This window comes from Streptomyces sp. NPDC093225, assembly GCF_044753805.1.
GTDB lineage: Bacteria > Actinomycetota > Actinomycetes > Streptomycetales > Streptomycetaceae > Streptomyces.
This window is the reverse complement of record NZ_JBIVNX010000051.1, coordinates 16,419-42,169: the sequence shown is the minus strand read 5'-3', so window position 1 is coordinate 42,169 and position 25,751 is coordinate 16,419. Positions and strand designations below refer to the sequence as shown.

Here is a 25,751-nt window from a genome sequence, read left to right as displayed (position 1 = left end):
CTCCTGAGGGGGCGGGATGGTCGGGGGTGCGTTGGTCGAGGGCCCCGCTACCAGCTGCTGAGACCGCTGGGCCGCGGCAGCGTCGGCGCGGTGTACGAGGCGGAGGACGCCGAGCTCGGGCGGCGCGTGGCGGTCAAGACGCTGACCGCCGCCGCGGCCCGCGGCCCGGCGCCGGAGTGGCTGAGGCGCTTCCACCGCGAGGTCGAGGCGCTCACGCGCATCCGGCGGCTGGCCGACCTGCTCCAGGAGTCCGGCAACCACATCCAGGCCTGCGAGGTGCTGTGGCGGGCCATCGGCATCGGCGCGGCGGACCACCGGGTCCGGTGACGGGAGGAAAGCGCCGGGGCCGGACGGCGGGAGGGCCGGAAGACGGCGGGGGCCCGACGGTGCCGTACGCACCGTCGGGCCCCCGTACCACCGCCGCGTCCGGTCGGGACGACCGGACGGGGACGGATGATCAGCCGCCGAACTCCTCCAGGCCCTTCAGGGCCTGGTCGAGGAGCGCCTGGCGGCCCTCCAGCTCACGCCCGAGCTTGTCGGCCTTGGCGGTGTTGCCCGCGGCACGCGCCGCCTCGGCCTGCTCGCGCAGCTTGTCCACGGCGGCCTGCAGCTGGCCGGTCAGACCCGCGGCGCGGGCCCGCGCCTCCGGGTTCGTCCGGCGCCACTCGGCCTCCTCCGACTCCTGCAGGGCCCGCTCGACGGCGTGCATCCGGCCCTCGACCTTGGGACGCGCGTCCCGCGGCACGTGCCCGATGGCCTCCCAGCGCTCGTTGATGCCCCGGAACGCGGCACGGGCCGCCTTCAGGTCCGTCACCGGGACGAGCTTCTCGGCCTCGGCCGCCAGCTCCTCCTTCAGCTTGAGGTTCTCGGCCTGCTCGGCGTCGCGCTCGGCGAACACCTCGGAGCGGGCCGCGAAGAAGACGTCCTGGGCGCCGCGGAAGCGGTTCCACAGGTCGTCCTCCGCGTCGCGCTGGGCGCGGCCGGCCGCCTTCCAGTCCGCCATCAGCTCGCGGTAGCGCGCCGCCGTCGGACCCCAGTCGGTCGAACCGGACAGCGACTCGGCCTCGGCGACCAGCCGCTCCTTGATCTGGCGGGCGTCCTCGCGCTGCGCGTCGAGGGACGCGAAGTGCGCCTTGCGCCGCTTGGAGAAGGCCGAGCGGGCGTGCGAGAAGCGGTGCCACAGCTCGTCGTCCGACTTGCGGTCGAGGCGCGGCAGGCCCTTCCAGGTGTCCACCAGCGCACGCAGCCGCTCGCCGGCCGCCCGCCACTGGTCGCTCTGCGCCAGCTGCTCGGCCTCGACGACCAGCTCCTCCTTGGCGTGGCGGGCCTCGTCCGTCTGCTTGGCCTTCTGCGCCTTGCGCTCCTCGCGGCGCGACTCGACCGAACCGGCCAGCGTGTCGAGCCGGCCGCGCAGCGCGTCGAGGTCGCCCACCGCGTGGTGCTCCTCGACCTGCTGGCGCAGGTGCTCGATGGCCGTCGTCGCGTCCTTGGCGGACAGATCGGTGGTCCGCACCCGTCGCTCGAGGAGGCCGATCTCGACCACCAGGCCCTCGTACTTGCGCTCGAAGTAGGCCAGGGCCTCCTCAGGGGTGCCCGCCTGCCACGAGCCGACGACCTGCTCGCCATCGGCAGTACGCACGTACACGGTGCCCGTCTCGTCGACGCGGCCCCACGGGTCGCTGCTCACAGCGCCTCCTCCACCTGATGCCCGCGGGGGGTCACCCGCCCGGCATCGTCCACAGTTTCCTGGGGCGGGCACCGCCCGCCCTGCACAACGCCAACATAGGCGACCGCCGGGCCGCCTGTCCGCATCCAGCGCGACGGAATATCGGCCGGCGGTCCGGGCCGGGTGCCGCGGGGCCCGGCGGGCCCCCGGCGATCCCGGTCCGGCCCTCGTCCGGCCGGTGCTCCGCCGCCCGTCAGTTCTGGGTGACGGCGGCCTTCTGGATGGTCACGGCCTTCTTCGGCGCGCCGTCGCTGGCGCCGCCGGCCACGCCCTCCGCGGCCACGTCCTGGACGGCCTTCAGGCCGGCCGCGTCGAGGGTGCCGAAGGGCGTGTAGGTCGGCGGCAGCTTGGAGTCCTTGTAGACGAGGAAGAACTGGCTGCCGCCCGAGTGCGGCTGGCCGGTGTTGGCCATGGCCACCGTGCCGGCCGGGTACGTGACGGTGCCGTCGGCGCCCGCCTTGCCCAGACCGTTCAGGTTCTCGTCCGGGATGGTCCAGCCCGGGCCGCCGCTGCCGGTGCCCTGCGGGTCGCCGCACTGGAGGACGTAGATGCCGCCGGTGGTCAGGCGGTGGCACTTCGTCTTGTCGAAGTAGCCCTTGTCCGCGAGGGCCTTGAACGAGTTCACCGTGTGCGGGGTCTTCGCCGCGTCCATGGTGATCTTCATCTCGCCCTGGTCGGTCTTCAGGTCGAAGGTGTACTTCGCCTTCTGGTCGACGGCCATCGCGGGCTCGCTCTTGGCGGACGGCTCCGCCGACGGCGTGGGAGCGGTGCTCGACTGCGCCTGGGGGCTCGTGTCGTCCTTCTTCGAGGCGAAGGCGCCGCTCGCCACCGTGGCCGCCACGGCCGCGATCACCACGGCGACCGCGGTGCCGATGACCGCGGCCCTGCGGCGCGTCCTGCGCTGGTCCGCGAGCCTGCGCTGCTGCTGGCGCTCGAACTTCTCCCTGGCGAGCTGGCGTCGCCGCTGATCGCTGGTGACCACCGGTGGTCTCCTTCTGAACGTCTTGAGGCCCCGCTGAGTACGGCTGTGTGTACGTCCGGGGTACCGCTGTCCGGGCTGGGTAAGGCCGTACCGTATATGGGTTCGCTGTGGGATGAGCAGCGCCGGTAGGCTCTGTCTGCCGCATTCACCTGCTGGATCGCCCGCAGCGGCCGCCAGCGACGATGACGACCGAAGGACGAACGTGCTCATTGCCGGGTTCCCCGCCGGGGCCTGGGGGACCAACTGTTACGTGGTCGCCCCCGCCGCCGGCGAGGAGTGCGTGATCATCGACCCGGGCCACCAGGCCGCCCAGGGAGTCGAGGAGACGCTCAGGAAGCATCGGCTCAAGCCCGTCGCGGTCGTCCTCACCCACGGCCACCTCGACCATGTGGCGTCGGTGGTCCCGGTCTGCGGAGCCCACGACGTACCCGCGTGGATCCACCCCGAGGACCGGTACATGATGAGCGACCCCGAGAAGGCGCTCGGCCGCTCCATCGGCATGCCGCTGATGGGCGAGATCACGGTGGGGGAGCCCGACGACGTCCGGGAGCTGACCGACGGCAGTGGGCTCACCCTGGCCGGCATGCAGTTCTCCGTCGCGCACGCGCCCGGCCATACCAGGGGGTCGGTGACCTTCCAGATGCCCGAGGCGGCCGACGTCCCCTCGGTGTTCTTCTCGGGGGATCTGCTCTTCGCCGGCTCCATCGGACGCACCGACCTGCCCGGCGGCTCCCACGCCGAGATCCTCGAGTCGCTGGCCCGCGTGTGCCTGCCGCTCGACGACTCGACCGTGGTGCTGTCCGGCCACGGTCCCCAGACCACCATCGGGCGCGAGCGCGCGACCAACCCGTACCTGCGGGAGGTCGCGGCGATCCGCCAAGGACGCGGCGCGGACCCGACGGCCGCTCCGCGACGAGGAATGTGACGAGACTTTCGTGAGCACCTTCAAGGCCCCCAAGGGCACCTACGACCTCATCCCGCCGTACTCCGCCAAGTACCTGGCCGTGCGCGAGGCCATCTCCGGCCCGCTGCGCAAGGCCGGCTACGGGTACGTCGAGACGCCCGGCTTCGAGGACGTCGAGCTCTTCGCACGCGGTGTCGGCGAGTCCACCGACATCGTCACCAAGGAGATGTACACCCTCACCACCAAGGGCGGCGCCAACCTCGCGCTGCGTCCCGAGGGCACCGCCTCCGTGCTGCGCGCGGCGCTCGAGGCCAACATGCACAAGGCCGGCGGCCTGCCGGTCAAGCTCTGGTACTCCGGCTCGTACTACCGCTACGAGCGCCCGCAGAAGGGCCGCTACCGCCACTTCTCGCAGGTCGGCGCCGAGGCGATCGGTGCCGAGGACCCGGCCCTGGACGCCGAGCTGATCATCCTCGCCGACCAGGCGTACCGCTCCCTGGGCCTGTCGAACTTCCGCATCCTGCTGAACTCGCTGGGCGACAAGGAGTGCCGACCGGTCTACCGCGAAGCGCTGCAGGCCTTCCTGCGCGGCCTGGACCTCGACGAGGAGACCGTCCGCCGCGCGGAGATCAACCCGCTGCGCGTCCTGGACGACAAGCGCCCCGAGGTGCAGAAGCAGCTCGTCGGCGCGCCGCTGCTGCGCGACTACCTGTGCTACGCCTGCACGGCGTACCACGAGGAGGTCCGTGCGCTGATCACGGCGGCCGGGGTGGCGTTCGAGGACGACACGAAGCTGGTGCGCGGCCTGGACTACTACACCCGCACGACCTTCGAGTTCGTGCACGACGGCCTGGGTTCGCAGTCCGCGGTGGGCGGCGGCGGCCGCTACGACGGCCTGTCCGAGATGATCGGCGGCCCCGCGCTGCCGTCGGTGGGCTGGGCGCTGGGCGTGGACCGCACGGTCCTCGCGCTGGAGGCCGAGGGCGTCGCGCTCGACATCCCGGCGACCACCGAGGTCTTCGCGGTCGCCCTGGGCGACGAGGCCCGCCGGCTGCTGTTCGGCGCGGTCACCGCGCTGCGCAAGGCGGGCGTGGCGGCGGACTTCTCGTACGGCGGCAAGGGCCTCAAGGGCGCCATGAAGGACGCCAACCGGTCCGGGGCGCGCCTCACGCTGGTCGCCGGCGAGCGCGACCTCGCCGAGGGCGTCGTGCAGCTCAAGGACATGGAGTCCGGCGAGCAGAGCGCCGTCCCGGTCGACGGCATCGTCGCCGCGGTGCGGGCGAAGCTGGCCTGATCCAGCTCCCCACGTGACGAACGCCGACGCGACCGCGTCGGCGTTCGTCGTTCCGCGGGCCGCCCGCGGCCCCGCCGCGCGTACGCGTCCGTGGCCACCGAACGGTGGACACGGACGCGTACGGCACAATGACCGTGCCCAGACGGGCGGGACGACCGATACGAACGGGATGACGGGCTACGCCATGACGACTTCAGGGGTGGACTCCAGGCGGACCGTGGGCGGCAGCCGCGCGCTCGCCTGGCTGCTGGTGATCACCGGCGCGGCGGGCCTGCTCGCCTCCTGGGTGATCACGATCGACAAGTTCAAGCTCCTCGAGGACCCGAACTTCACCCCGGGGTGCAGCCTGAACCCGGTCGTCGCCTGCGGCAGCATCATGAAGAGCGACCAGGCGTCGGCCTTCGGCTTCCCGAACCCGATGCTCGGCCTCGTCTCGTACGGCATCGTGATCTGCGTCGGCATGAGCCTGCTCGCCGGAGCCCGGTTCGCCCCCTGGTACTGGCTCACCTTCAACGCCGGCACGCTGTTCGGCGTCGGGTTCTGCACGTGGCTGCAGTACCAGTCGCTGTACAACATCAACGCGCTGTGCCTGTGGTGCTGCCTGGCCTGGGTCGCCACCATCTTCATGTTCTGGTACGTCACCGCGCACAACGTCCGCCAGGGGCTGCTGCCCGCGCCCGGCTGGCTGAAGGGCTTCCTCGAGGAGTTCACGTGGGTGCTGCCGGTGCTGCACGTCGGCGTGATCGGCATGCTGATCCTCACGCGCTGGTGGGACTTCTGGACGTCCTGAGCGGCGGATCCGCACCACGGCCCGGCCCGGGCGGCAGCTGCCGCCCGGGCCGTTCTGTCGTACCCCTGGCTTAGGCTTTCGGACGTGGAACCCGATCTGTTCACCGCAGCCGCGGAGGAGCGCCAGGCCAAGGACCCGGCGAGCGCCCCGCTGGCCGTCCGCATGCGCCCGCGCACCCTCGACGAGGTCGTGGGCCAGCAGCACCTGCTCAAGCCCGGCTCGCCGCTGCGGCGCCTGGTCGGCGACGGCAACGGCGGCCCGGCCGGGGCGTCCTCGGTGATCCTGTGGGGCCCGCCGGGGATCGGGAAGACCACGCTGGCGTACGTGGTGAGCCAGGCGACCCAGAAGCGGTTCGTGGAGCTGTCCGCGATCACCGCCGGGGTCAAGGAGGTCCGCGCCGTCATCGAGGGCGCGCGCCGCGCCGCGGGCGGGTACGGCAAGGAGACCGTGCTCTTCCTCGACGAGATCCACCGCTTCAGCAAGGCCCAGCAGGACTCCCTGCTGCCCGCGGTCGAGAACCGCTGGGTCACCCTGATCGCCGCGACCACGGAGAACCCGTACTTCTCGGTGATCTCCCCGCTGCTGTCCCGTTCGCTGCTGCTGACGCTGGAGCCCCTGACCGACGACGACCTCAGCGGCCTGCTGCGCCGGGCCCTGGCGGAGGAGCGCGGCCTGGGCGGGGCGGTCACGCTGCCGGCCGACGCGGAGGCCCACCTGCTGCGCATCGCCGGTGGCGACGCCCGGCGCGCGCTGACCGCGCTGGAGGCGGGGGCGGGCTCGGCCATCGCCCGGGGCGAGGACGAGATCACCCTCCGGACCCTGGAGGAGGCCGTCGACCGGGCCGCGGTGAAGTACGACAAGGACGGCGACCAGCACTACGACGTGGCCAGCGCGCTGATCAAGTCCATCCGGGGTTCGGACGTGGACGCGGCCCTGCACTACCTGGCGCGGATGATCGAGGCGGGGGAGGACCCCCGGTTCATCGCCCGCCGCCTGATGATCTCGGCGAGCGAGGACATCGGACTGGCCGACCCGACGGCGCTGCCGACCGCCGTCGCCGCCGCCCAGGCGGTCGCCATGATCGGCTTCCCCGAGGCCGCGCTGACCCTCTCGCACGCCACCATCGCCCTCGCGCTGGCCCCGAAGTCGAACGCGGCCACCACCGCGATCGGCGCCGCCCTCGCCGACGTCCGGGCCGGCCTCGCCGGCCCGGTGCCGCCGCACCTGCGCGACGGGCACTACAAGGGCGCCGCCAAGCTGGGGCACGCCCAGGGGTACGTGTACCCGCACGACGTGCCGGGCGCGATCGCCGCCCAGCAGTACGCCCCGGACGCGATCCACGGCAAGCGGTACTACGAGCCGACCCGCTACGGCGCCGAAGCCCGCTACGCGGACGTCGCCGACCGCGTCCGCGACCGCCTGCGGGGTGAATAGCCCCGCCCCGGGGGCCGGGCGACGAATGCCCGCTCGAGGCGGTTGCGGCGGCTGCATGCGGTGCGGCGGGTCGGGCCGAATGGTCCTACCGGAGAGGTAGAGAGGGGCCGCGCCGTGGAACAGATGGCAGCGGCCCACCCCCCTCCACCCTCCCCGAGGTGAACCATGAGCCCGACTCCTGCCGACTCCAACCGCCGCACGAAGAAGACCGCCGCAGGCCAGAACGAGAAGGCGACGAAGAAGACCGCCGCCCGCAAGCGCCCCGCTCCCGGGAAGAACGGGGTGACCGGCTCGGGCGAACACCGGTCCGGCCCCATCGCCGGCGTCGCGCTGGTGTCCGGCGAGACCTTCACGGCCAAGGGCCTCCCGTACGCCGACGTGGACGGGATGGCCGTGTTCGAGGGCGACATCGTGCTCGGCAGTGTGAAGGACCTGCAGGGCGCGGCCACGTCGGACGCCGGCCCCGTAGTCCAATCGATCGGGATCCCCGGCCAGCAGTTCCGCTGGCCGAACGCCACCGTCCCCTTCGAGATCGACCCCGCCCTCCCCAACCCGCAGCGCGTCACGGACGCGATCGCGCACTGGGAGGCGCACACCCGGATCCGGTTCGTCCCGCGCTCCTCCCACCCGGACTTCGTGGCCTTCGTCCCGGGTGACGGCTGCTCGTCGAACGTCGGCCGCCGGGGCGGCCGCCAGCTCGTCACCCTTGGCCCCAACTGCTCGGCCGGCAACGCCATCCACGAGATCGGCCACACGGTGGGGCTCTGGCACGAGCAGAGCCGCGAGGACCGGGACCAGTTCGTCAAGATCGTGTTCTCGAACGTCGACCCGGCCATGCAGCACAACTTCCTGCAGCACATCGCCGACGGCGACGACCTGGGGTCCTACGACTACGGCTCGATCATGCACTACCCGCCCAAGGCGTTCGCCGTCGACGGCACCAAGCCGACCATCGTCGCGCTGCAGCCGCTGCCCCCCGGCGTGGTCATGGGCCAGCGCACCGGTCTGTCCCAGGGCGACATCGACGGGGTCCACGCGATGTACCCGGCCCCGGCCACGTTCAAGGAGCCCCTCAAGGACCCGATCTTCGACATGAAGGGCCCGGGCAAGGACCCGATCAAGGACCCGATCACCGACAAGAACCCCCTCCTGGACGGGTTGACGCCCGCGGTCGGCACGAACGGCACACCGTTCGTCCTGGCCACCCCGCACCAGGCGCCCACCGTGCCCGCTGCCCAGGGCGACGGGCTGGCGGAGCAGGTGCGCCGGCTCACCGAGCTCGTCGGGGTGCTCCAGCAGGGCCTCACGACCGCCGTGACCAACCACAACAGTCTCGTGTCCCAACTGGGATCGCTGCTCGCCGCCGGCAGCGGGCCGCGATGATCCTCGTCGTCTCCTACGACGAGGACCACGCCCTCGCGGTCATCCGCCGACTGGAGTCGGCCGGCCGCGAGGTGGTCCGCGTCGACCTGGCCGACTTCCCCGCCCGCGGCGCGATCACCCTCGACTACGCCGCGGGCGGGGAGCCCGCCCACACACTGACCCCGCCCACCGGGCGCATCCGGCTCGATCGCTGCCGGGTCGCCTGGTGGCGGCGGGTGCGTCCGTTCACCGTCGACCGCGCGCTGGGCACGGCACGGGACCAGAACTTCGCCGCCGTCGAGACGGGCCAGGCCCTGCACGGCCTGTTCCACGCGCTCGACTGCACGTGGGTCAACCCCCCGGCACTGGACGGGGCCGCCCACCACAAGCCGTACCAGTGGGAGGTCGCCCGCCGCGTCGGGCTGACGCTGCCGCGCACCCTGGTCACGAACGAGCCGGAACGGGCGCGCCGGTTCATCGACGAGGTGGGGGTCGGACGGACCGTCTTCAAGGCCTTCGCCGCAGCGGCCGACGACGCCTGGCGGGAGACCCGGCTCGTCCGCAGGGAGTACCTCGGGCAGCTGGACTCCGTCCGCTACGCCCCGGTGATCTTCCAGGAGTTCGTGCCGGGCGCGGACCTGCGGGTGACCGTGGTCGGCGACCGCGTCTTGGCCGCCGAGATCGACGCCTCCGCCACGCGCTACCCGGTCGACATGCGGATGGTCGTGGGCGAGGCGGTGGTGCGGCCGGTGACCCTTCCCGGGGCCCTCACCCGTAGCCTGCTGCACCTGATGCGCAGCCTCGGTCTGGTGTACGGGGCCGTCGACCTGCGCAGGCGCCCCGACGGGGAGTACGTGTTCTTCGAGGTGAACCCCGCCGGACAGTGGCTGTTCGTGGAGGAGCGGACGGGACTGCAGATCACTGCCGAGATGGCCGCGCTGCTGTCCCGGATCGATGACCAGGACCCGACCGGACGGTCGCGGCGGCCGGTGGCGGGCAGGGCGGCATGAGCGACACCGTGCACGGCTTCGTGGCCCTCCCCACGGACACGCCGTCGCAGGTGGCCGCCCGTCTGCTGGTCGAGGTCCGGGACGTCTCCGTGGCCGACGCGCCCTCCACCGTCGTGGGCGCCCAGGTCCAGACGGACGTCGCGCTGTCGCCGGGCGGCCGCCTCCCCTTCGGCGTGCAGGTGCCCGACCTCGATCCCACCGCCTCCTACGGACTGCGCGTCCACGTCGACCTGGCGGGCACGGGCACCGTGGAGCCCGGCGACATGATCAACACCCGGTCCGTCCCCGTCGTCCCGGGGTCCGGACAGGAACTGCTCGCCCCGGTGGCCCGGGTGTGAGCGCGTACCGGCCGGCCGAGTGGGTCGGCAGGGGCCGGGCGGGCGCGCGCCGGCCGAGGTCGGCCGGCTGCGAGCGGGTGCCCGGCGGCCGGGCTCAGCGCGCCGCAGCCTCGAAGAGGGTGTGCATCGCGCGCCGCAGTCCGCACACGTCCCGCACGGGCTCGACGAAGTCGAACCGCGCGTCGAACGGATGCTCCCCGGCGAACCGGACCCGCAGCCCGAACCGGTCCAGCGCCAGCGGCACGACCCGCCGCCCCGCGGCCGCCGCCTCCCGCACGCCGAGCAGCCCGCACAGCTCCCGCACCTGCTCGCCGTGGCTGGCGGCGAGGTGCTGGAGCAGCTCCGCCTCGTGCGCGGCCAGCGGGTCGGGCTCCGCCGCGGCGAGCTCGTCGGGGTCCACCGACTCGGTCCCCCACAGGTCGTCGACCCCGATCTCGCCGACCTCCAGGCGCAGCATCTGCCAGGCCGGACGCCCGTACCGGCCGGGCAGCGGCTCCTCCGTGAGGGCCTCGCCGAGGCCCAGCAGCTCCCCGACGGGATGCCGCTCGGCGAGCAGCAGGGCGGCCGCCACACGGTCGTCCCCGCGCACGGGGGTGAGCCACCCGGCGAGCCACGCGCGACCCCGGATACGATGGGGCACGGACACCGGCGCCACATCCGTGATCTCGATCACGGCGGTGAGGTCGTCGTCCTGGGCGTGAGCGGCTGCCCTGGCTGCCGCGGATTCCCCCGACACAAGGAGAATCACGTCCCCGTCCGGGGTCACGGTCCGCGCGACCGGCACCCCTGTCCCGAGTTCTTCCGGCTCGTGGCCGCCCTGTGCGTCACGAGCACCCGGCAGGGTGAGGGATACTGAGGCGTTGGACTCAACGAGGGTTCGTACGCGCTCGGCTCCGGTGAGCTGTCGAGCGCCTTCCCTGGGACGCGGCTGACCCTGTCTACCGTCGTCGCAAGCGGACGTGGATGTGTTCTCGTCCGAACTGCGATGCGCACTGGGCAGGGGGATCCCATGTGGTCGAGACATTACGTCCTCCTCGAATAAGGTAAGGCTCACCTAACTTACATGGAGGTAGGTTCCCCGTGAACCAGTCGCGACCCAAGGTCAAGAAGTCTCGCGCCCTCGGCATCGCCCTGACGCCGAAGGCCGTCAAGTACTTCGAGGCTCGCCCCTACCCGCCGGGCGAGCACGGCCGTGGCCGCAAGCAGAACTCGGACTACAAGGTCCGTCTGCTCGAGAAGCAGCGTCTGCGCGCCCAGTACGACATCAGCGAGAAGCAGCTCGCCCGTGCGTACGACCGCGCCAAGAAGGCCGAGATCAAGACCGGTGAGGCCCTGGTCATCGAGCTCGAGCGTCGTCTGGACGCCCTGGTCCTGCGTGCCGGCATCGCCCGCACCATCTACCAGGCCCGCCAGATGGTCGTTCACGGCCACATCGAGGTCAACGGCGGCAAGGTCGACAAGCCGTCGTTCCGCGTCCGTCCCGACGACATCGTGACGGTCCGCGAGCGCAGCCGCGAGAAGCACCCGTTCCAGGTCGCCCGTGAGGGTGGCTACGCGGGCGAGGGCGAGACGCCGCGCTACCTGCAGGTCAACCTGAAGGCCCTGGCCTTCCGCCTGGACCGCGAGCCGAACCGCAAGGAGATCCCGGTCATCTGCGACGAGCAGCTCGTCGTCGAGTACTACGCCCGCTGATCCGTCGGCGCGCGTAGCCTCACAGGCTGGTCAAGCCCGCCGGTTCCCGTCCTGGGAGCCGGCGGGCTTGCTGCTTTCCGTGGACCTGCCCTCCGCGGACCTGCCCTCCGAGGGCCGTCCCTCCGCGGACCGTCCGTCCGCGGACCCCCGCTCCGCCACGCCCTCGATCCGCGGCTTGGGCAGCGGCATCCGCACCGGCCGCGGCGGCGGCGCCAGCGCCCGGGCCGCCAGCGCGTCCAGATCCAGGTCCCGGCCCTCCCGCGCGCACGCCCCGTACCGCTCCGCGCCCAGCGCCTCCCGCGCCTGCTCCTCGCAGGCCAGCCGCGGCGCGTTGAAGTAGCCCGAACCGAACAGCTGCAGCCCCACCGAGTCCCACACCGGCTCCGCCCCGCCCTGCAGCACCGCCGCCTCCGCCGGATCCCCCTCCGACACGGTGACCAGGGCCAGCAGCTCCACCGCCAGCACCAGCCCCAGCAGGTCGTGGAACGCGTGGTTGATCGTCACGCACTCGGACAACAGCGCCCGCGCCTCGCGCAGCTCCCCGCCGCCCAGGGCCGCGTACCCCAGGACGTACAGCGCGTACGCCCGCGTCCACCGCTCCCCGTGGTCCTCGCAGATCTCCCGCACTTCGTCGCACAACCGCAGCGCACCCGGCAGGTCCCCCTGGAAGGCCATCGCCATCGCCAGCTCCACCTGGCACATCAGCACGTTGCTGTTGAGCTCGCCCACCTCGCGGTAGTGCTCGAGGGCCGCGCCCAGCAGCTCCGCCGCCCGCTCCATGTCGTCCGAGACCAGTGCCAGGCAGCCCATCCGGTGCACCGCGTACGCCAGTGCCACCCGGCTGCCCGCCAGCACCGCCCCGTCCCGGCACTCCTGCAGCGCGGTCAGCGCCGCCACCGCGTCCCCCTGGAGCGCGGCCACGTAGCCCAGCACCCACAGCGCCTTCAGCCGCGAGCCCTCGTGGTCGGCACCCGCCTCCAGCGCCCGGTCCAGCCAGTGCCGACCTTCCGCCAGCCGGCCGCAGCCCGCCCAGTAGAACCACAGGGTGCCCGCCAGGTACTGGCCGAGGTGCGCCTCCTGCGGATCGTCCAGGCAGCACTCCAGAGCCAGCCGCAGGTTCGCCAGCTCCGCGTCCACCAGCGCCGCCACCTCGTGCTGGCGCGGCGAGAACCACTCCAGCTCGCACCACGTGGCCAGGCCCGTGTACCAGTCCCGGTGCCGCCGCCGCACCCGCTCCGTCTCGCCCTGCGCCGCCAGCCACCCCGCCCCGTACTCCCGTACGGTGTCCAGCATCCGGTAGCGGACCCCGGCCGCCGTGTCCTCCCGCACCAGCAGCGACTGGGCCAGCAGCTCGCCCAGGACGTCCAGCACCTCCTCCGGCGGAAGGTCCGGGCCCCCGCACACGTACTCCGCCGCGTCCAGGTCGAACCGGCCCGCGAACACCGACAGCCGCGCCCACAGCAGGCGCTCCTGCGCCGTGCACAGCTCATGGCTCCAGCCGATCGCGGTCCGCAGCGCCCGGTGCCGCGGCAGCCCCCCGCGTGCCCCACCGGTGAGCAGCCGGAACCGGTCGTCCAGCCGCTCCAGCAGCTGCCCCACCGACAGCGACCGCAGCCGCACCGCCGCGAGCTCCAACGCCAGGGGCAGCCCCTCCAGCCGGTCGCACAGCTCCGCCACGGCCGGCTCCCGCTCCCCGACCGCGAAGCCCGGCGCCGCGGCCGCCGCCCGCGCCACCAGCAGCTCCACCGCGTCCGCCCGCTCCAGCGGCGCCAGCGGGAAGGCGTGCTCGCCGTCGAGGCACAGCGGCCGCCGGCCCACCGCCAGCACCCGCAGCCCCGGCGCCCGGCGCAGCAGCTCCCGCACCAGCTCCGCGCACGGGTCCACCAGCTGCTCGAACCCGTCCAGGACCAGCAGCAGGCGCCGCTCGGCCAGGTGCTCGGCCAGTACCGCCCGGGGCTTCCGGGAGGTGTGGTCGGTCAGCCCCAGCGCCTCGGTGACGGCGTGGTCCAGCAGGCCAGGAGCCCGCACGGCCGACAGCTCGGCCAGCCACACGCCGTCGCAAAAGCGTTCCTGCAGCCCCTGGGCCGCCTCCCGGGCGAACCGGGACTTGCCGACCCCGCCCACCCCCGTCACCGTCACCAGCCGCGAGCGCTCCAGCAGGCGCCCCACCTCGGTGAGTTCCGGACCCCGCCCGACGAAGCCCGCCGGCTCCGAGGGAAGATTGCCGCACGTCCTTGGTCGCATGGGACACGGAGCGTACTGGCCCGTAAGCGGTGCGTACAAACGGCTCCGCCGACCTCGGAATTCCGGTACGGCGGCACACCCCCGGCGCGATAGGGTCGGAGGAAAGATTTTCTCGGGTTTTTCTTGGATCAGGGAGCGGTGCAACGTGTCCGGTGGAGAGGTGGCCGGGATCCTCGTGGCCGTCTTCTGGGCGATCCTGGTCTCGTTCCTCGCCGTGGTGCTGGTGAGGCTGGCCCAGACGCTCAAGGCGGCGACCAGGCTCGTCGCGGACGTGACCGACCAGGCCGTCCCGCTGCTGGCCGACGCCTCCACCACCGTGCGCTCCGCCCGCACCCAGCTCGACAAGGTCGACGCCATCACCAGCGACGTCCAGGAGGTCACCTCCAACGCCTCCGCGCTCTCCTCGACCGTGGCCTCCGCCTTCGGCGGACCGCTGGTCAAGGTGGCCGCGTTCGGCTACGGGGTGCGCCGCGCGCTGGGCCGTACGGAGGAGGTGCCCCCGAAGGCATCCCGGCGTACGGTGATCGTCGGACGCACCGTGCCGCCGGCCCGGCGCAGGAAGCAGAAGGACTGAAAGTCGCGATGTTCCGCCGTACCTTCTGGTTCACCGCAGGCGCCGCAGCGGGCGTGTGGGCCACGACCAAGGTCAACCGCAAGCTCAAGCAGCTGACCCCCGAGAGCCTCGCCGCGCAGGCCGCGGACAAGGCCGTCGAGGCGGGTCACCGCCTCAAGGAGTTCGCCCTCGACATCAAGGCCGGCATGGCCCAGCGCGAGGACGAACTCAACGACGCACTGGGGCTGCGCCAGGACCCCGACCAGGCCCGGGCGCTCCCCGGACCCCGCAGGCGCGCCGCACTCGACGCGCCCGAGCGGGCCGAGCACGTGCAGTACCCCCGACTGGATTCGTACAACCGGAATGAGGACCACTGATGGAGTCGGCTGAAATCCGCCGCCGCTGGCTGAGCTTCTTCGAGGAGCGCGGTCACACCGTCGTCCCTTCGGCGTCGCTCATCGCGGACGACCCGACTCTGCTGCTCGTCCCGGCCGGCATGGTGCCGTTCAAGCCCTACTTCCTGGGTGAGGTCAAGCCGCCCTTCCCGCGTGCCGCGAGCGTCCAGAAGTGCGTCCGCACGCCGGACATCGAGGAGGTCGGCAAGACCACCCGGCACGGCACCTTCTTCCAGATGTGCGGCAACTTCTCCTTCGGCGACTACTTCAAGGAAGGCGCCATCAAGCTCGCCTGGGAGCTGCTGACCGGCTCCGTCGAGCACGGCGGCTACGGGCTGGACCCGGAGAAGCTCTGGATCACCGTCTACCAGGACGACGACGAGGCCGAGCAGATCTGGCGCGACGTCGTCGGCGTACCGGCCGAGCGCATCCAGCGCCTGGGCAAGAAGGACAACTTCTGGTCCATGGGCGTCCCCGGCCCCTGCGGCCCCTGCTCCGAGATCAACTACGACCGCGGCCCCGAGTTCGGCGTCGAGGGCGGCCCGGCCGTCAACGACGAGCGGTACGTGGAGATCTGGAACCTGGTCTTCATGCAGTTCGAGCGGGGTGCCGGCGAGAGCAAGGAGGACTTCCCGATCCTCGGCGACCTCCCCGCCAAGAACATCGACACGGGCCTCGGCCTGGAGCGCCTGGCGATGATCCTCCAGGGCGTGCAGAACATGTACGAGACCGACACCCTGAAGGTCGTCATCGACAAGGCCACCGAGCTCACCGGTGTCGCCTACGGCAGGACCCAGGACAGCGACGTCTCCCTGCGCGTGGTCGCCGACCACATGCGCACCTCCGTCATGCTCATCGGCGACGGCGTCACCCCCGGCAACGAGGGCCGCGGCTACGTGCTGCGCCGCATCATGCGCCGCGCCGTCCGCAACATGCGCCTGCTCGGCGCCACCGGCCCGGTCGTCGGCGAGCTCGTCGACACCGTCATCAAGACCATGGGCGAGCAGTACCCGGAGCTGGAGACCGACCGCAAGCGCATCGAGACCGTCGCGCTCGCCGAGGAGGCCGCGTTCCTCAAGGCCCTCAAGGGCGGCACGAACATCCTCGACACCGCCGTCACCGAGACCAAGGCCGCCGGCGGCACGGTCCTCGCCGGCGACAAGGCGTTCCTGCTCCACGACACCTGGGGCTTCCCGATCGACCTCACCCTCGAGATGGCCGCCGAGCAGGGCCTCTCCGTGGACGAGACCGGCTTCCGCCGCCTCATGCAGGAGCAGCGCGACCGCGCCAAGGCCGACGCCAAGGCCAAGAAGACCGGCCACGCCGACGTCTCCGCCTACCGCGAGATCGCCGACGGCTCCGGCGCCACCGCCTTCACCGGCTACACCAACACCGAGGGCGAGACCACCGTCGTCGGCCTGCTGGTCAACGGCCTCTCCGCGCCCGCCGCCTCCGAGGGCGACGAGGTCGAGGTCGTCCTCGACCGCACCCCGTTCTACGCCGAGGGCGGCGGCCAGCTCGCCGACCAGGGCCGCATCAAGCTGCACACCGGTGCCGTCATCGAGGTCCGCGACGTGCAGCAGCCGGTCCCCGGCGTCTCCGTCCACAAGGGCTCGGTCCAGGTCGGCGAGGTGACCGTCGGCGCCACCGCGTACGCCACCATCGACGTGCGCCGTCGCCGCGCCATCGCCCGCGCCCACTCGGCCACCCACCTCACCCACCAGGCCCTGCGCGACGCCCTCGGCCCGACGGCCGCCCAGGCCGGTTCCGAGAACTCCCCGGGCCGCTTCCGCTTCGACTTCGGCTCCCCGGCCGCCGTCCCCGGCACCGTGCTGACCGACGTCGAGCAGAAGATCAACGAGGTGCTGTCCCGCGAGCTCGAGGTGCACGCCGAGGTCATGCCCATCGACGAGGCCAAGCGCCAGGGCGCCATCGCCGAGTTCGGCGAGAAGTACGGCGAGCAGGTCCGCGTCGTCACCATCGGCGACTTCTCCAAGGAGCTGTGCGGCGGCACGCACGTGCACAACACCGCCCAGCTCGGTCTGGTGAAGCTGCTCGGCGAGTCCTCCATCGGCTCCGGCGTGCGCCGCATCGAGGCCCTGGTCGGCGTCGACGCGTACAACTTCCTGGCCCGCGAGCACACGGTCGTCGCCCAGCTCCAGGAGCTCGTCAAGGGCCGCCCGGAGGAGCTCCCGGAGAAGATCTCCTCGATGCTGTCCAAGCTGAAGGACGCCGAGAAGGAGATCGAGAAGTTCCGCGCCGAGAAGGTCCTGCAGGCCGCCGCCGGCCTGGCCGAGAACGCCCAGGACATCCGCGGCGTGGCCCTCGTCGTCGGCCGGGTGGCGGACGGCGTGGGTGCCGACGACCTGCGCAAGCTGGTCCTCGACGTGCGCGGCCGCATCCCCGGTGACCGCCCGGTCGTCGTGGCCCTGTTCACCACGGCCAACGAGCGCCCGCTCACGGTCATCGCCACCAACGAGGCGGCCCGCGAGCGCGGCCTCAAGGCCGGTGACCTGGTCCGTACCGCCGCCAAGACCCTCGGTGGCGGCGGTGGCGGCAAGCCGGACGTGGCCCAGGGCGGTGGCCAGAACCCGGCCGCCATCCCGGACGCCATCGCCGCGGTCGAGCGCCTCGTGGTCGAGACGGCCTGACGATGACGCTTCGCCGCGGACGTCGACTCGCGATCGACGTCGGGGACGCCCGGATCGGGGTCGCCTCGTGCGACCCCGACGGGGTGCTCGCCACGCCGGTGGAGACCGTGCCGGGACGTGACGTCCCGGCCGCCCACCGGCGGTTGCGCCAGCTCGTCGAGGAGTACGAGCCCCTCGAGGTCGTGGTCGGACTGCCCCGCTCGCTCAGCGGGCGGGAGGGTCCGGCCGCGGCCAAGGTGCGCGCCTTCGCCGGTGAACTGGCCAAGGGCATCAAGCCCGTGACGGTCCGTCTGGTGGACGAGCGGATGACCACGGTCACCGCCGCCCAGGGCCTGCGGGCCTCGGGCAAGAACGCGAAGAAGGGCCGCTCGGTGATCGACCAGGCCGCCGCTGTGATCATCCTTCAGAACGCTCTTGAGACCGAACGGGTATCGGGCAATCCGCCCGGCGAGTGCGTCGAAGCACCCTGAGCTCCTGAATCCCGAGCCGGAGTTCCCTCCTGCCGGCGCGCCGCAAGGGCGCGGGCGAAAGGCCGAACACACCTGTTCGGCCTTTCGCCGTATCGGGGGCCGCCTCACGCTCGCGGAGGCGCCGGAGCCGCTCGGCCCCGTAGGGTCGAGGCCGCCGCCGGCCCTGACGGGGCGTCGATGATCACGATCGTCCGCGCCCGGCGTCGGCGAGGCGGCCGGGGTGGACGCGCGGGGAAGGGTCGGTGTTCGATATGCCGGAACGCGAGTGTGATGCGAACGGAAGCGGGCGCACCGTCGTGGGTCGGCGGTTCCCCGGGCGCGTCAGGCCTGGCCGGGAGCCGTTTCGGCCGGGCGGTCGGCCGCGCTGGAGGAAGCCGAGCGGGTGACCTGCGGGACATTTCTCTGCTTATCGGTGCAGAGAGATGAACGTCAACTGATCGCGGTACGGTAACGTTCCGCGCCATGTGGCGGCTTTTCGAACAGCCGTCGCCCATGGATGAGGCGGACCGGAAGCCGGGGTAACCATGCCCCGGCCTACCGTCTCGCGGCTCCGGGAGACCGATGACTGAGTATGGGCGGGGCACCGGCCCCGAACCGTGGCACCCTGACGACCCGTTGTACGGGGACCCGGGGTGGACCGGGCAGCATGCCCAGACCGGCCACCACCAGGCCACCGGTGGCGCTCCGCAGCACTACCCGCAGCAGCAGCCGTTCCAGCCGCAGGACCAGTACGCCCAGCAGGACCAGTACCAGCAGCAGGGCCAGTACGACCAGCAGCACCAGCAGTACGCCCAGCACCCGGGGTACGCGCAGCAGCCGCATCCGCAGCAGCCCCAGCAGCCGTACCCCGGCCAGCACCAGGGCCACCAGACGTACGCCGGCCAGTCCCAGCAGCAGCCGATGGGCGGCGCGCAGTACCAGGGCGGCGGCACGGGCAGCTGGGACACCGGTTCCTGGACCGGTGGCGCCCCGGACCCGTACGGCGCCCAGCAGCCCGGCGGCTATCCCGACGGGGCCCCCGACCTGTACCCCACCGCCGAGGCCTACCCGCCGCCGCAGCCGCCCAACCGGCGCCACGTGGTGCCCGAGCCGGCCGGCGAGTGGCAGGAGGCCCCCGAGGAGCCGGCCGCCGAGGACGACGCGGCCGTGCGCACCGAAGAGCCCGAGCACGCGTTCTTCGCCGGCGGCGGGGACGACGAGGACGAGGACGGCGACGACGGCGGCGGCCGCGGTGGCCGGGGCCGCCGCAACGGCGGGCGCAAGCCCAAGAAGGGCCGCAACGGCATGGCCTGCCTCATCGTGGCCGTCGTCCTGGTCGGCGGCGTCGGCGGCATCGGCTACTACGGCTACGACTTCCTGAAGGCGAAGTTCGGCGCCCCGGAGGACTACGCCGGCGAGGGCAGCGGCTCGGTCGAGGTCGAGATCAAGCCGGGCTCCGGCCTGCTCGCCATCGGCCAGGTCCTCAAGGAGGCGGGCGTCGTCAAGAGCGCCGAGGCGTTCGCGTCGGCGGCGCAGGACAGCAAGAAGGCCGTGCAGCCGGGCCAGTACACGCTCCACAAGGAGATGTCGGCGGCCTCCGCCGTCACGATGATGGTCAGCGGCGACGCCCAGAAGCTGGTCATGGTCAACCCGGGCGACCGCAACGCGAAGATCTACAAGCTCATCGACACGCGCCTGAAGCTCTCCCCGGGCACCACCGCCGCGATCGCGAAGAAGGAGGCCAAGAACCTCGGCCTGCCCGCCTGGGCCCTGAACGCGAAGGACGTCAAGGACCCGCTCGAGGGCTTCCTGTACCCGCAGCGCTACGACGTCGCCAAGTCGGACACCGCGGACAAGCTGCTCAAGAAGATGGTCGCCAACGCGGTCGCGAACTACCAGGGCCTCGGCTTCGACGAGGCCAAGGCGAAGTCGCTGGGCCTGAAGTCGCCGCTCGACCTGATCACCGTCGCCAGCCTCGTGCAGGCGGAGGGCAACAACAAGCCCGACTATGACAAGATCGCCAGGGTCGTCTACAACCGCCTGAAGCCGAACAACACCGAGACCTACGGGCTGCTCGACTTCGACTCCACGGTGAACTACATCCGGAACTCCAGCACCCTGAACGTGGGTTCCGTCGACGACCTGCGCAAGGTCCACGACCCGTACAACACCTACTGGGTCCACGGCCTGCCGGCCGGTCCGATCGGGAACCCCGGCGAAGAGGCCCTGCACTCCGCCGTCAACCCGGCGTCGGGCCCGTGGTACTACTTCGTCTCACTGAAGGACAAGACCCTGTTCGCGGCGACCAACGAAGAGCAGAACCGCAACCGGGCGAAGTATCAGCAGCAGAACAGCGGAGGGTAGACACGTGCGGCAGGCAGCCAGGCGAGCGGCGGTTCTCGGATCACCCATCGAGCACTCCCTCTCGCCGGTGCTGCACCGCGCCGCCTACCGGGAGCTCGGCCTCGACGACTGGTCGTACGACCGCTTCGAGGTCGACGAGGCCGCGCTCCCCGCGTTCGTCGAGGGCCTGGACGCCACCTGGGCGGGCCTGTCCCTCACGATGCCGCTCAAGCGCGCGGTCATCCCGCTGCTCGACCAGGTCAGCGACACCGCCCGCTCCGTCGAGGCGGTCAACACCGTCGTCCTGACCGACGACGGCCGCCGCCTCGGCGACAACACCGACATCCCCGGGATCGTCGCCGCCCTGCACGAGCGCGGCGTCGAGGAGGTCGCCTCCGCGGCGGTCCTGGGCGCCGGCGCCACCGCCTCCTCCGCGCTGGCCGCCCTCTCCCGCGTCTGCACGGGAGAGGTGACGGCGTACGTGCGCAGCGAGGCCCGCGCCGACGAGATGCGTCAGTGGGGCGAGCGGCTCGGCGTGGCCGTCCGCACCGCCGACTGGGCGGACGCGGCCGAGGCGCTGACCGCGCCCCTGGTGATCGCGACCACCCCGGCGGGCACCACCGACGCCCTGGCCGCGCACGTGCCGGAGGCCCCCGGCACGCTCTTCGACGTGCTGTACGAGCCCTGGCCCACCGCCCTCGCGGCCGCCTGGGGCGGGCGCGGCGGGAAGCTCCTCGGCGGCCTGGACCTGCTGGTCCACCAAGCCGTGCTCCAGGTCGCGCAGATGACCGGCCGCCCCGGGCCGCTGGCGGCGATGAGGGCCGCCGGCGAGCAGGCCCTGGCTGCCCGATAGGCTCCCCACCTGCAACGACGCAGGGGGGAGCAATATGGGTACCGAGGCGGGCCAGGTACTGGCCTCGAAGATCGATTTCCTGTTCGACGGGGGGCGGGTCGTCATCGGACTCGTCCGTCTCGTGTTCGGCGACGGGCCGGACTGGGTGACGTACGCGGTGCTCGGCCTCGTGGGCGGCATCGTGGCCTACGGGGTGATCCGGGCGGCGCTGCGCCGCCGCTCGGCGGCCCGCGTACCCGCGAAGGACGGTCCCGGGGGCGAGACGGGCGTCCAATAGCTGGACCGGAGATCGAGACAGCCTCCCCGGCATGGGAGGATCGGGGGCAGGCGGGCCAGGGCCGCGCACCCGGCCGCGCCGCAGTACGTCGAGGCGCGAGCATGAGGAGCATCGTTGAGCAGGTTGCGTTGGCTGACCGCTGGGGAGTCGCACGGACCCGCGCTGGTGGCGACGCTGGAGGGCCTTCCCGCCGGCGTCCCGGTCACCACCGAGCTGGTGGCCGACCACCTCGCACGGCGACGCCTCGGCTATGGCCGCGGTGCCCGCATGAAGTTCGAGCAGGACGAGGTCACCTTCCTGGGCGGTGTCCGCCACGGACTGAGCCTCGGATCGCCGGTGGCCGTGATGGTCGGCAACACCGAGTGGCCCAAGTGGGAGAAGGTCATGTCCGCCGACCCGGTGGACCCCGCGGAGCTCAAGGAGACCGGCCGCAACGCGCCGCTGACCCGCCCGCGCCCCGGCCACGCCGACCTCGCCGGCATGCAGAAGTACGGCTTCGACGAGGCCCGCCCGATCCTGGAGCGCGCCAGCGCCCGCGAGACCGCCGCCCGGGTCGCCCTCGGCGCGGTCGCCCGGTCCTTCCTCAAGGAGGCCGCGGGCATCGAGATCGTCTCGCACGTGGTGGAGCTGGCCGCGGCCAAGGCCCCGTACGGCCTCTACCCGACCCCCGCCGACGTCGAGAAGCTCGACGCGGACCCGGTGCGCTGCCTGGACGCGGACGCGAGCAAGGCGATGGTCGCCGAGATCGACCAGGCTCACAAGGACGGCGACACCCTCGGCGGCGTCGTCGAGGTCCTCGCCTACGGCGTCCCCGTCGGCCTCGGCTCCCACGTGCACTGGGACCGGCGTCTCGACGCCCGCCTGGCCGCCGCCCTCATGGGTATCCAGGCCATCAAGGGCGTGGAGGTCGGCGACGGCTTCGAGCTGGCCCGCGTGCCCGGCTCCAAGGCGCACGACGAGATCGTCACCACCCCCGAGGGCATCAAGCGCACCACCGGCCGTGCCGGCGGTACCGAGGGCGGCCTGACCACGGGCGAGCTGCTGCGCGTCCGCGCCGCGATGAAGCCGATCGCCACCGTGCCGCGCGCCCTGGCCACCGTGGACGTGGCGACGGGCGAGGCGGCCGCCGCGCACCACCAGCGCTCCGACGTGTGCGCCGTCCCCGCGGCGGGCATCGTCGCCGAGGCCATGGTGGCCCTGGTCCTGGCGGACGCCGTGGTGGAGAAGTTCGGCGGCGACTCGGTCGCCGAGACCCGCCGCAACGTCACGTCCTACCTCGACAACCTGCACATCCGGTGACCGGCGGCCCCCTGATCGTCCTCGTCGGCCCGATGGGCTCCGGCAAGTCCACGGTGGGCGCGCTGCTGGCCGAGCGGCTCGGCGCGCCCTACCGGGACACCGACGCGGACATCGTCGCCGCGCAGGGCCGGGAGATCTCCGAGATCTTCGTCGACGAGGGCGAACCGTACTTCCGACAGCTGGAGAAGGCGGCCGTCGCGGCCGCCGTCGCCGAGCACCGGGGCATCCTGGCGCTCGGCGGCGGGGCCGTCCTCGACGAGGACACCCGCGCGCTGCTGGCCGGGCAGCCGGTGGTCTACCTGTCCATGGACGTCGAGGAGGCGGTGCGCCGGGTCGGCCTCGGCGCCGCCCGCCCGCTGCTCGCCGTCAACCCGCGCCGGCAGTGGCGCGAGCTGATGGAGGCCCGCCGCCACCTGTACACCGACGTCGCGCGCGTCGAGGTGGCCACCGACAACCGCACCCCCGAAGAGGTCGCAGAGGCGATCCTCGACGCACTGGAGTTGAAGGACGTATGACGGACGTGACGCGGATCCAGGTCGGCGCGAGCGCAGGCCACGACGCGTACGAGGTCCTGGTCGGCGAGCAGCTGCTCGGCGAGCTCGCCGGCATGATCGGTACGAAGGCCAAGCGGGTCGCGGTCATCCACCCCGAGGCGCTGGCGTCCACCGGCGAGGCGCTGTGCGCCGACCTGGCCGACCAGGGCTACCAGGCCGTGGCCATCCAGGTGCCGAACGCCGAGGAGGCCAAGACGGCCGAGGTGGCGGCGTACTGCTGGAAGGCGCTGGGCCAGTCCGGCTTCACCCGTACCGACGTCGTCGTGGGCGTCGGCGGCGGCGCCACCACGGACCTGGCGGGCTTCGTCGCGGCCACCTGGCTGCGCGGGGTGCGCTGGATCGCCGTACCGACCACCGTCCTGGCGATGGTGGACGCGGCGGTGGGCGGCAAGACGGGCATCAACACCGCCGAGGGCAAGAACCTCGTCGGTGCCTTCCACCCGCCGGCCGGCGTGCTGTGCGACCTGGCGGCGCTGGAGTCGCTGCCGGTCAACGACTACGTCAGCGGCCTCGCGGAGATCATCAAGGCCGGCTTCATCGCCGACCCGACGATCCTCGACCTGATCGAGGCGGACCCGGAGGCGGCCCGTACGCCCGCCGGCCCGCACACCGCCGAGCTGATCGTGCGCTCCATCCGGGTCAAGGCCGACGTGGTCTCCAGCGACCTGAAGGAGTCGGGTCTGCGGGAGATCCTCAACTACGGCCACACCCTCGCCCACGCGATCGAGAAGAACGAGCGCTACAAGTGGCGGCACGGCGCGGCCGTCTCGGTCGGCATGGTCTTCGCCGCCGAGCTGGGCCGGCTGGCCGGCCGGCTCGACGACGCCACCGCCGACCGGCACAGGGCCGTCCTCGCCTCGGTCGGGCTGCCGCTGACCTACCGCGGCGACCAGTGGCCCAAGCTGCTGGAGACCATGAAGGTCGACAAGAAGTCCCGCGGCGACCTGCTCCGCTTCATCGTCCTGGACGGCCTGGCCAAGCCCACCGTCATCGAGGGCCCGGACCCGGCCATGCTGATCGCCGCGTACGGAGAGGTGTCGGCGTGACCCGCCGGGTGTTCGTCCTCAACGGGCCGAACCTCGGGCGGCTGGGCTCGCGCGAGCCCGACGTGTACGGGTCCACCTCGTACACCGGGCTCGTGGCCGCGTGCGAGAAGCTGGGGGAGGAGCTGGGCTTCGCCGTCGAGGTCAAGGAGACCAACGACGAGGGCCAGATGATCCGCTGGCTGCACGAGGCGGCGGACGGCCGGATTCCGGTCGTCATCAACCCGGGCGCCTTCACCCACTACTCGTACGGGATGCGGGACGCGGCCGCCCAGCGCACCGCGCCCCTGATCGAGGTGCACATCTCCAACCCGTACGCGCGGGAGGAGTTCCGTCACACCTCGGTCATCGCCGCCGTGGCGTCGGGTACGGTGGCCGGCTTCGGCATCGGCTCGTACCGGCTGGCGCTGCGCGCACTGGCCGACGAGCTGGACGCCTGAGCCGCCCGGACGCTCCCGGGGCGACCGGTTCGCCCCGGGACCACGGATGCGCCCGGTACGACCGGTACGCCCAGGGGCCACCGGTGGGCCCGGGGTCGGCGGTGCCGGACCCCGGGTCGCCGGACGAATCCCAGGTCGGGCGGACGAACCGGACGCCCGAGACCGTCCGGTAACGTTTCCGTATCAGCGTCTCGCGGTACGGACGGAGTGGCAGCGGATGCAGCACGCGACGGGGGGTTGGGGCCCGGTGCCCCAGACCCCTTCGGGCCCGCACGGGTGGACCGAGCCCACGGGACACGTGGCGCTCCCGCCCGTGGCCCCGCCGGTGCACTCGATGCCCGTCCCGCACGCGCCGGGCGGCCCCGTCGGCACGGGCCACGCCACGCTCGCGGTGCTCCTCATAGGCCCCGCGGGCGCGGGGAAGACCACGGTGGCCCGGCACTGGGCGAACAGCCGCCCGGTGCCCACCGCCCACATCAGCCTGGACGACGTGCGCGAGTGGGTCTGCTCCGGCTTCGCGGACCCGCAGGCCGGCTGGAACGACCACTCCGAGGCCCAGTACCGGCTGGCCCGTCGCACGTGCGGCTTCGCCGCCCGCAACTTCCTGGCCAACGGCATCTCCTGCATCGTCGACGACGCGGTCTTCCCCGACCGGCCGGTGGTCGGCCTCGGCGGCTGGAAGCGGCACGTCGGCCCCGCACTGCTGCCCGTCGTGCTGCTGCCCGGCCTGGAGGTCGTCCTGGAGCGCAACGCGGAGCGCTCCGGCAACCGCCGCCTCTCCGACGAGGAGGTGGCCCGCATCCACGGCCGCATGGCGGGCTGGTACGGCTCCGGGCTGCCGATCATCGACAACTCCCAGTACGACGTGGAGACCACGGCCCGCGCGCTGGACGACGTGCTCGCCCGGGCCGTCACCTCGCCGCCGCGCTGGTAGCCGTCCGCTTCCGCCGGCTTCACGGGCCGTCCCGTGGTGTGTGGGTCCCCTCGGCGCTTGACAGGGGTGGCCTGCAGGCCCTGTGGCAGGCCCACCCCAGGGGCTTTGGGGCTTCGCCCTGGCCTTCGGCCACCCCTGGCCCGGGCCTGCCTCCGGTCCAGCCTGCCACCCCTGTCAAGCGCCT

25 protein-coding genes are annotated in these 25,751 nt (G+C 72.6%); 21 read left to right on the top strand and 4 right to left on the bottom strand.

Annotated features, from left to right (window positions below):
- Positions 1-90 precede the first annotated feature (90 nt).
- Positions 91-327 (top strand): hypothetical protein, encoded by a 237-nt coding sequence (locus ACIQCH_RS32030; protein ID WP_402586709.1) that lies wholly within the window; start codon positions 91-93, stop codon positions 325-327.
- A 130-nt stretch (positions 328-457) separates the two neighbouring features.
- Here ACIQCH_RS32030 and ACIQCH_RS32025 read toward each other — a convergent pair whose 3' ends face one another.
- Positions 458-1,687 (bottom strand): DUF349 domain-containing protein, encoded by a 1,230-nt coding sequence (locus ACIQCH_RS32025; protein ID WP_402586707.1) that lies wholly within the window; start codon positions 1,685-1,687, stop codon positions 458-460.
- Between the two features lie 232 nt (positions 1,688-1,919).
- Positions 1,920-2,708, bottom strand: coding sequence for a peptidylprolyl isomerase (locus ACIQCH_RS32020; protein WP_402586705.1), 789 nt, complete (start codon positions 2,706-2,708; stop codon positions 1,920-1,922).
- 202 nt (positions 2,709-2,910) lie between these two features.
- On the opposite strand from ACIQCH_RS32020, the gene ACIQCH_RS32015 reads away from it, so the two are divergent.
- The 7 genes from ACIQCH_RS32015 (at position 2,911) to ACIQCH_RS31985 (ending at position 9,840) form a co-directional block, all read left to right on the top strand.
- Entirely contained in the window at positions 2,911-3,633 is a 723-nt protein-coding gene (locus ACIQCH_RS32015; RefSeq protein WP_402586703.1) for an MBL fold metallo-hydrolase, read from the top strand.
- 10 nt (positions 3,634-3,643) lie between these two features.
- Positions 3,644-4,906, top strand: a complete 1,263-nt coding sequence (hisS, locus tag ACIQCH_RS32010; RefSeq protein ID WP_402586701.1) for a histidine--tRNA ligase — start codon at positions 3,644-3,646, stop codon at positions 4,904-4,906.
- Positions 4,907-5,090: 184 nt separating this feature from the next.
- The gene (locus ACIQCH_RS32005; RefSeq protein WP_402586699.1) at positions 5,091-5,696 is read left to right on the top strand and encodes a vitamin K epoxide reductase family protein; all 606 of its coding nucleotides are present in this window, start codon (positions 5,091-5,093) and stop codon (positions 5,694-5,696) included.
- Between the two features lie 84 nt (positions 5,697-5,780).
- Positions 5,781-7,130: a replication-associated recombination protein A gene (locus ACIQCH_RS32000; protein WP_402586697.1), complete on the top strand. Its 1,350-nt coding sequence runs from the start codon at positions 5,781-5,783 to the stop codon at positions 7,128-7,130.
- A 165-nt stretch (positions 7,131-7,295) separates the two neighbouring features.
- Positions 7,296-8,513, top strand: a complete 1,218-nt coding sequence (locus tag ACIQCH_RS31995) for a M12 family metallopeptidase (protein ID WP_402586696.1) — start codon at positions 7,296-7,298, stop codon at positions 8,511-8,513.
- A complete protein-coding gene (locus ACIQCH_RS31990) occupies positions 8,510-9,502 on the top strand; it encodes an MvdC/MvdD family ATP grasp protein (protein ID WP_402586694.1) in 993 nt (330 codons plus the stop codon). The genes ACIQCH_RS31995 and ACIQCH_RS31990 overlap by 4 nt, the downstream gene beginning before the upstream one ends.
- The gene (locus ACIQCH_RS31985) at positions 9,499-9,840 is read left to right on the top strand and encodes a YbaY family lipoprotein (RefSeq protein ID WP_402586692.1); all 342 of its coding nucleotides are present in this window, start codon (positions 9,499-9,501) and stop codon (positions 9,838-9,840) included. Before ACIQCH_RS31990 ends, ACIQCH_RS31985 begins: the two co-directional genes overlap by 4 nt.
- A gap of 94 nt (positions 9,841-9,934) precedes the next feature.
- On the opposite strand, the gene ACIQCH_RS31980 is transcribed toward ACIQCH_RS31985, so the two are convergent.
- Positions 9,935-10,864 carry a DUF2470 domain-containing protein gene (locus tag ACIQCH_RS31980; protein WP_402586690.1) on the bottom strand — a complete coding sequence of 310 codons (930 nt, stop codon included), beginning with the start codon at positions 10,862-10,864 and terminating at the stop codon, positions 9,935-9,937.
- 56 nt (positions 10,865-10,920) lie between these two features.
- Between ACIQCH_RS31980 and rpsD the strand changes: the two genes are divergently transcribed.
- Positions 10,921-11,532 carry a 30S ribosomal protein S4 gene (gene rpsD, locus ACIQCH_RS31975; protein WP_030192742.1) on the top strand — a complete coding sequence of 204 codons (612 nt, stop codon included), beginning with the start codon at positions 10,921-10,923 and terminating at the stop codon, positions 11,530-11,532.
- 30 nt (positions 11,533-11,562) lie between these two features.
- On the opposite strand, the gene ACIQCH_RS31970 is transcribed toward rpsD, so the two are convergent.
- Positions 11,563-13,776 carry an ATP-binding protein gene (locus tag ACIQCH_RS31970; protein ID WP_402586688.1) on the bottom strand — a complete coding sequence of 738 codons (2,214 nt, stop codon included), beginning with the start codon at positions 13,774-13,776 and terminating at the stop codon, positions 11,563-11,565.
- Positions 13,777-13,921: 145 nt separating this feature from the next.
- On the opposite strand from ACIQCH_RS31970, the gene ACIQCH_RS31965 reads away from it, so the two are divergent.
- The 12 genes from ACIQCH_RS31965 to ACIQCH_RS31910 all read left to right on the top strand — a co-directional run bounded on the left by ACIQCH_RS31965 (position 13,922) and on the right by ACIQCH_RS31910 (position 25,567).
- Positions 13,922-14,350, top strand: a complete 429-nt coding sequence (locus tag ACIQCH_RS31965) for a DUF948 domain-containing protein (RefSeq protein WP_030192738.1) — start codon at positions 13,922-13,924, stop codon at positions 14,348-14,350.
- Between the two features lie 8 nt (positions 14,351-14,358).
- Entirely contained in the window at positions 14,359-14,706 is a 348-nt protein-coding gene (locus ACIQCH_RS31960) for a DUF6167 family protein (protein ID WP_402586685.1), read from the top strand.
- Positions 14,706-17,375 carry an alanine--tRNA ligase gene (alaS, locus tag ACIQCH_RS31955; protein ID WP_402586684.1) on the top strand — a complete coding sequence of 890 codons (2,670 nt, stop codon included), beginning with the start codon at positions 14,706-14,708 and terminating at the stop codon, positions 17,373-17,375. The genes ACIQCH_RS31960 and alaS overlap by 1 nt, the downstream gene beginning before the upstream one ends.
- A 2-nt stretch (positions 17,376-17,377) precedes the next feature.
- The gene (gene ruvX / locus ACIQCH_RS31950) at positions 17,378-17,845 is read left to right on the top strand and encodes a Holliday junction resolvase RuvX (RefSeq protein WP_402586682.1); all 468 of its coding nucleotides are present in this window, start codon (positions 17,378-17,380) and stop codon (positions 17,843-17,845) included.
- A 561-nt stretch (positions 17,846-18,406) separates the two neighbouring features.
- Positions 18,407-20,188, top strand: a complete 1,782-nt coding sequence (gene mltG / locus ACIQCH_RS31945) for an endolytic transglycosylase MltG (RefSeq protein WP_402586680.1) — start codon at positions 18,407-18,409, stop codon at positions 20,186-20,188.
- Between the two features lie 4 nt (positions 20,189-20,192).
- Complete coding sequence (locus tag ACIQCH_RS31940) at positions 20,193-21,020, top strand: shikimate dehydrogenase (protein WP_402586678.1); 828 nt, start codon at positions 20,193-20,195, stop codon at positions 21,018-21,020.
- Between the two features lie 34 nt (positions 21,021-21,054).
- On the top strand, positions 21,055-21,297 hold the full coding sequence (locus ACIQCH_RS31935; RefSeq protein WP_402586676.1) for a hypothetical protein: 243 nt from the start codon (positions 21,055-21,057) through the stop codon (positions 21,295-21,297).
- Positions 21,298-21,411: 114 nt separating this feature from the next.
- Entirely contained in the window at positions 21,412-22,596 is a 1,185-nt protein-coding gene (gene aroC, locus ACIQCH_RS31930; protein WP_402586674.1) for a chorismate synthase, read from the top strand.
- Positions 22,593-23,111, top strand: coding sequence for a shikimate kinase (locus tag ACIQCH_RS31925; RefSeq protein WP_402586673.1), 519 nt, complete (start codon positions 22,593-22,595; stop codon positions 23,109-23,111). Before aroC ends, ACIQCH_RS31925 begins: the two co-directional genes overlap by 4 nt.
- Entirely contained in the window at positions 23,108-24,196 is a 1,089-nt protein-coding gene (gene aroB / locus ACIQCH_RS31920; RefSeq protein WP_402586671.1) for a 3-dehydroquinate synthase, read from the top strand. The genes ACIQCH_RS31925 and aroB overlap by 4 nt, the downstream gene beginning before the upstream one ends.
- On the top strand, positions 24,193-24,633 hold the full coding sequence (gene aroQ / locus ACIQCH_RS31915) for a type II 3-dehydroquinate dehydratase (RefSeq protein ID WP_402586669.1): 441 nt from the start codon (positions 24,193-24,195) through the stop codon (positions 24,631-24,633). The genes aroB and aroQ overlap by 4 nt, the downstream gene beginning before the upstream one ends.
- A 46-nt stretch (positions 24,634-24,679) precedes the next feature.
- Entirely contained in the window at positions 24,680-25,567 is an 888-nt protein-coding gene (locus ACIQCH_RS31910) for an AAA family ATPase (protein WP_402586667.1), read from the top strand.
- The last annotated feature ends 184 nt before the right edge of the window (positions 25,568-25,751 follow it).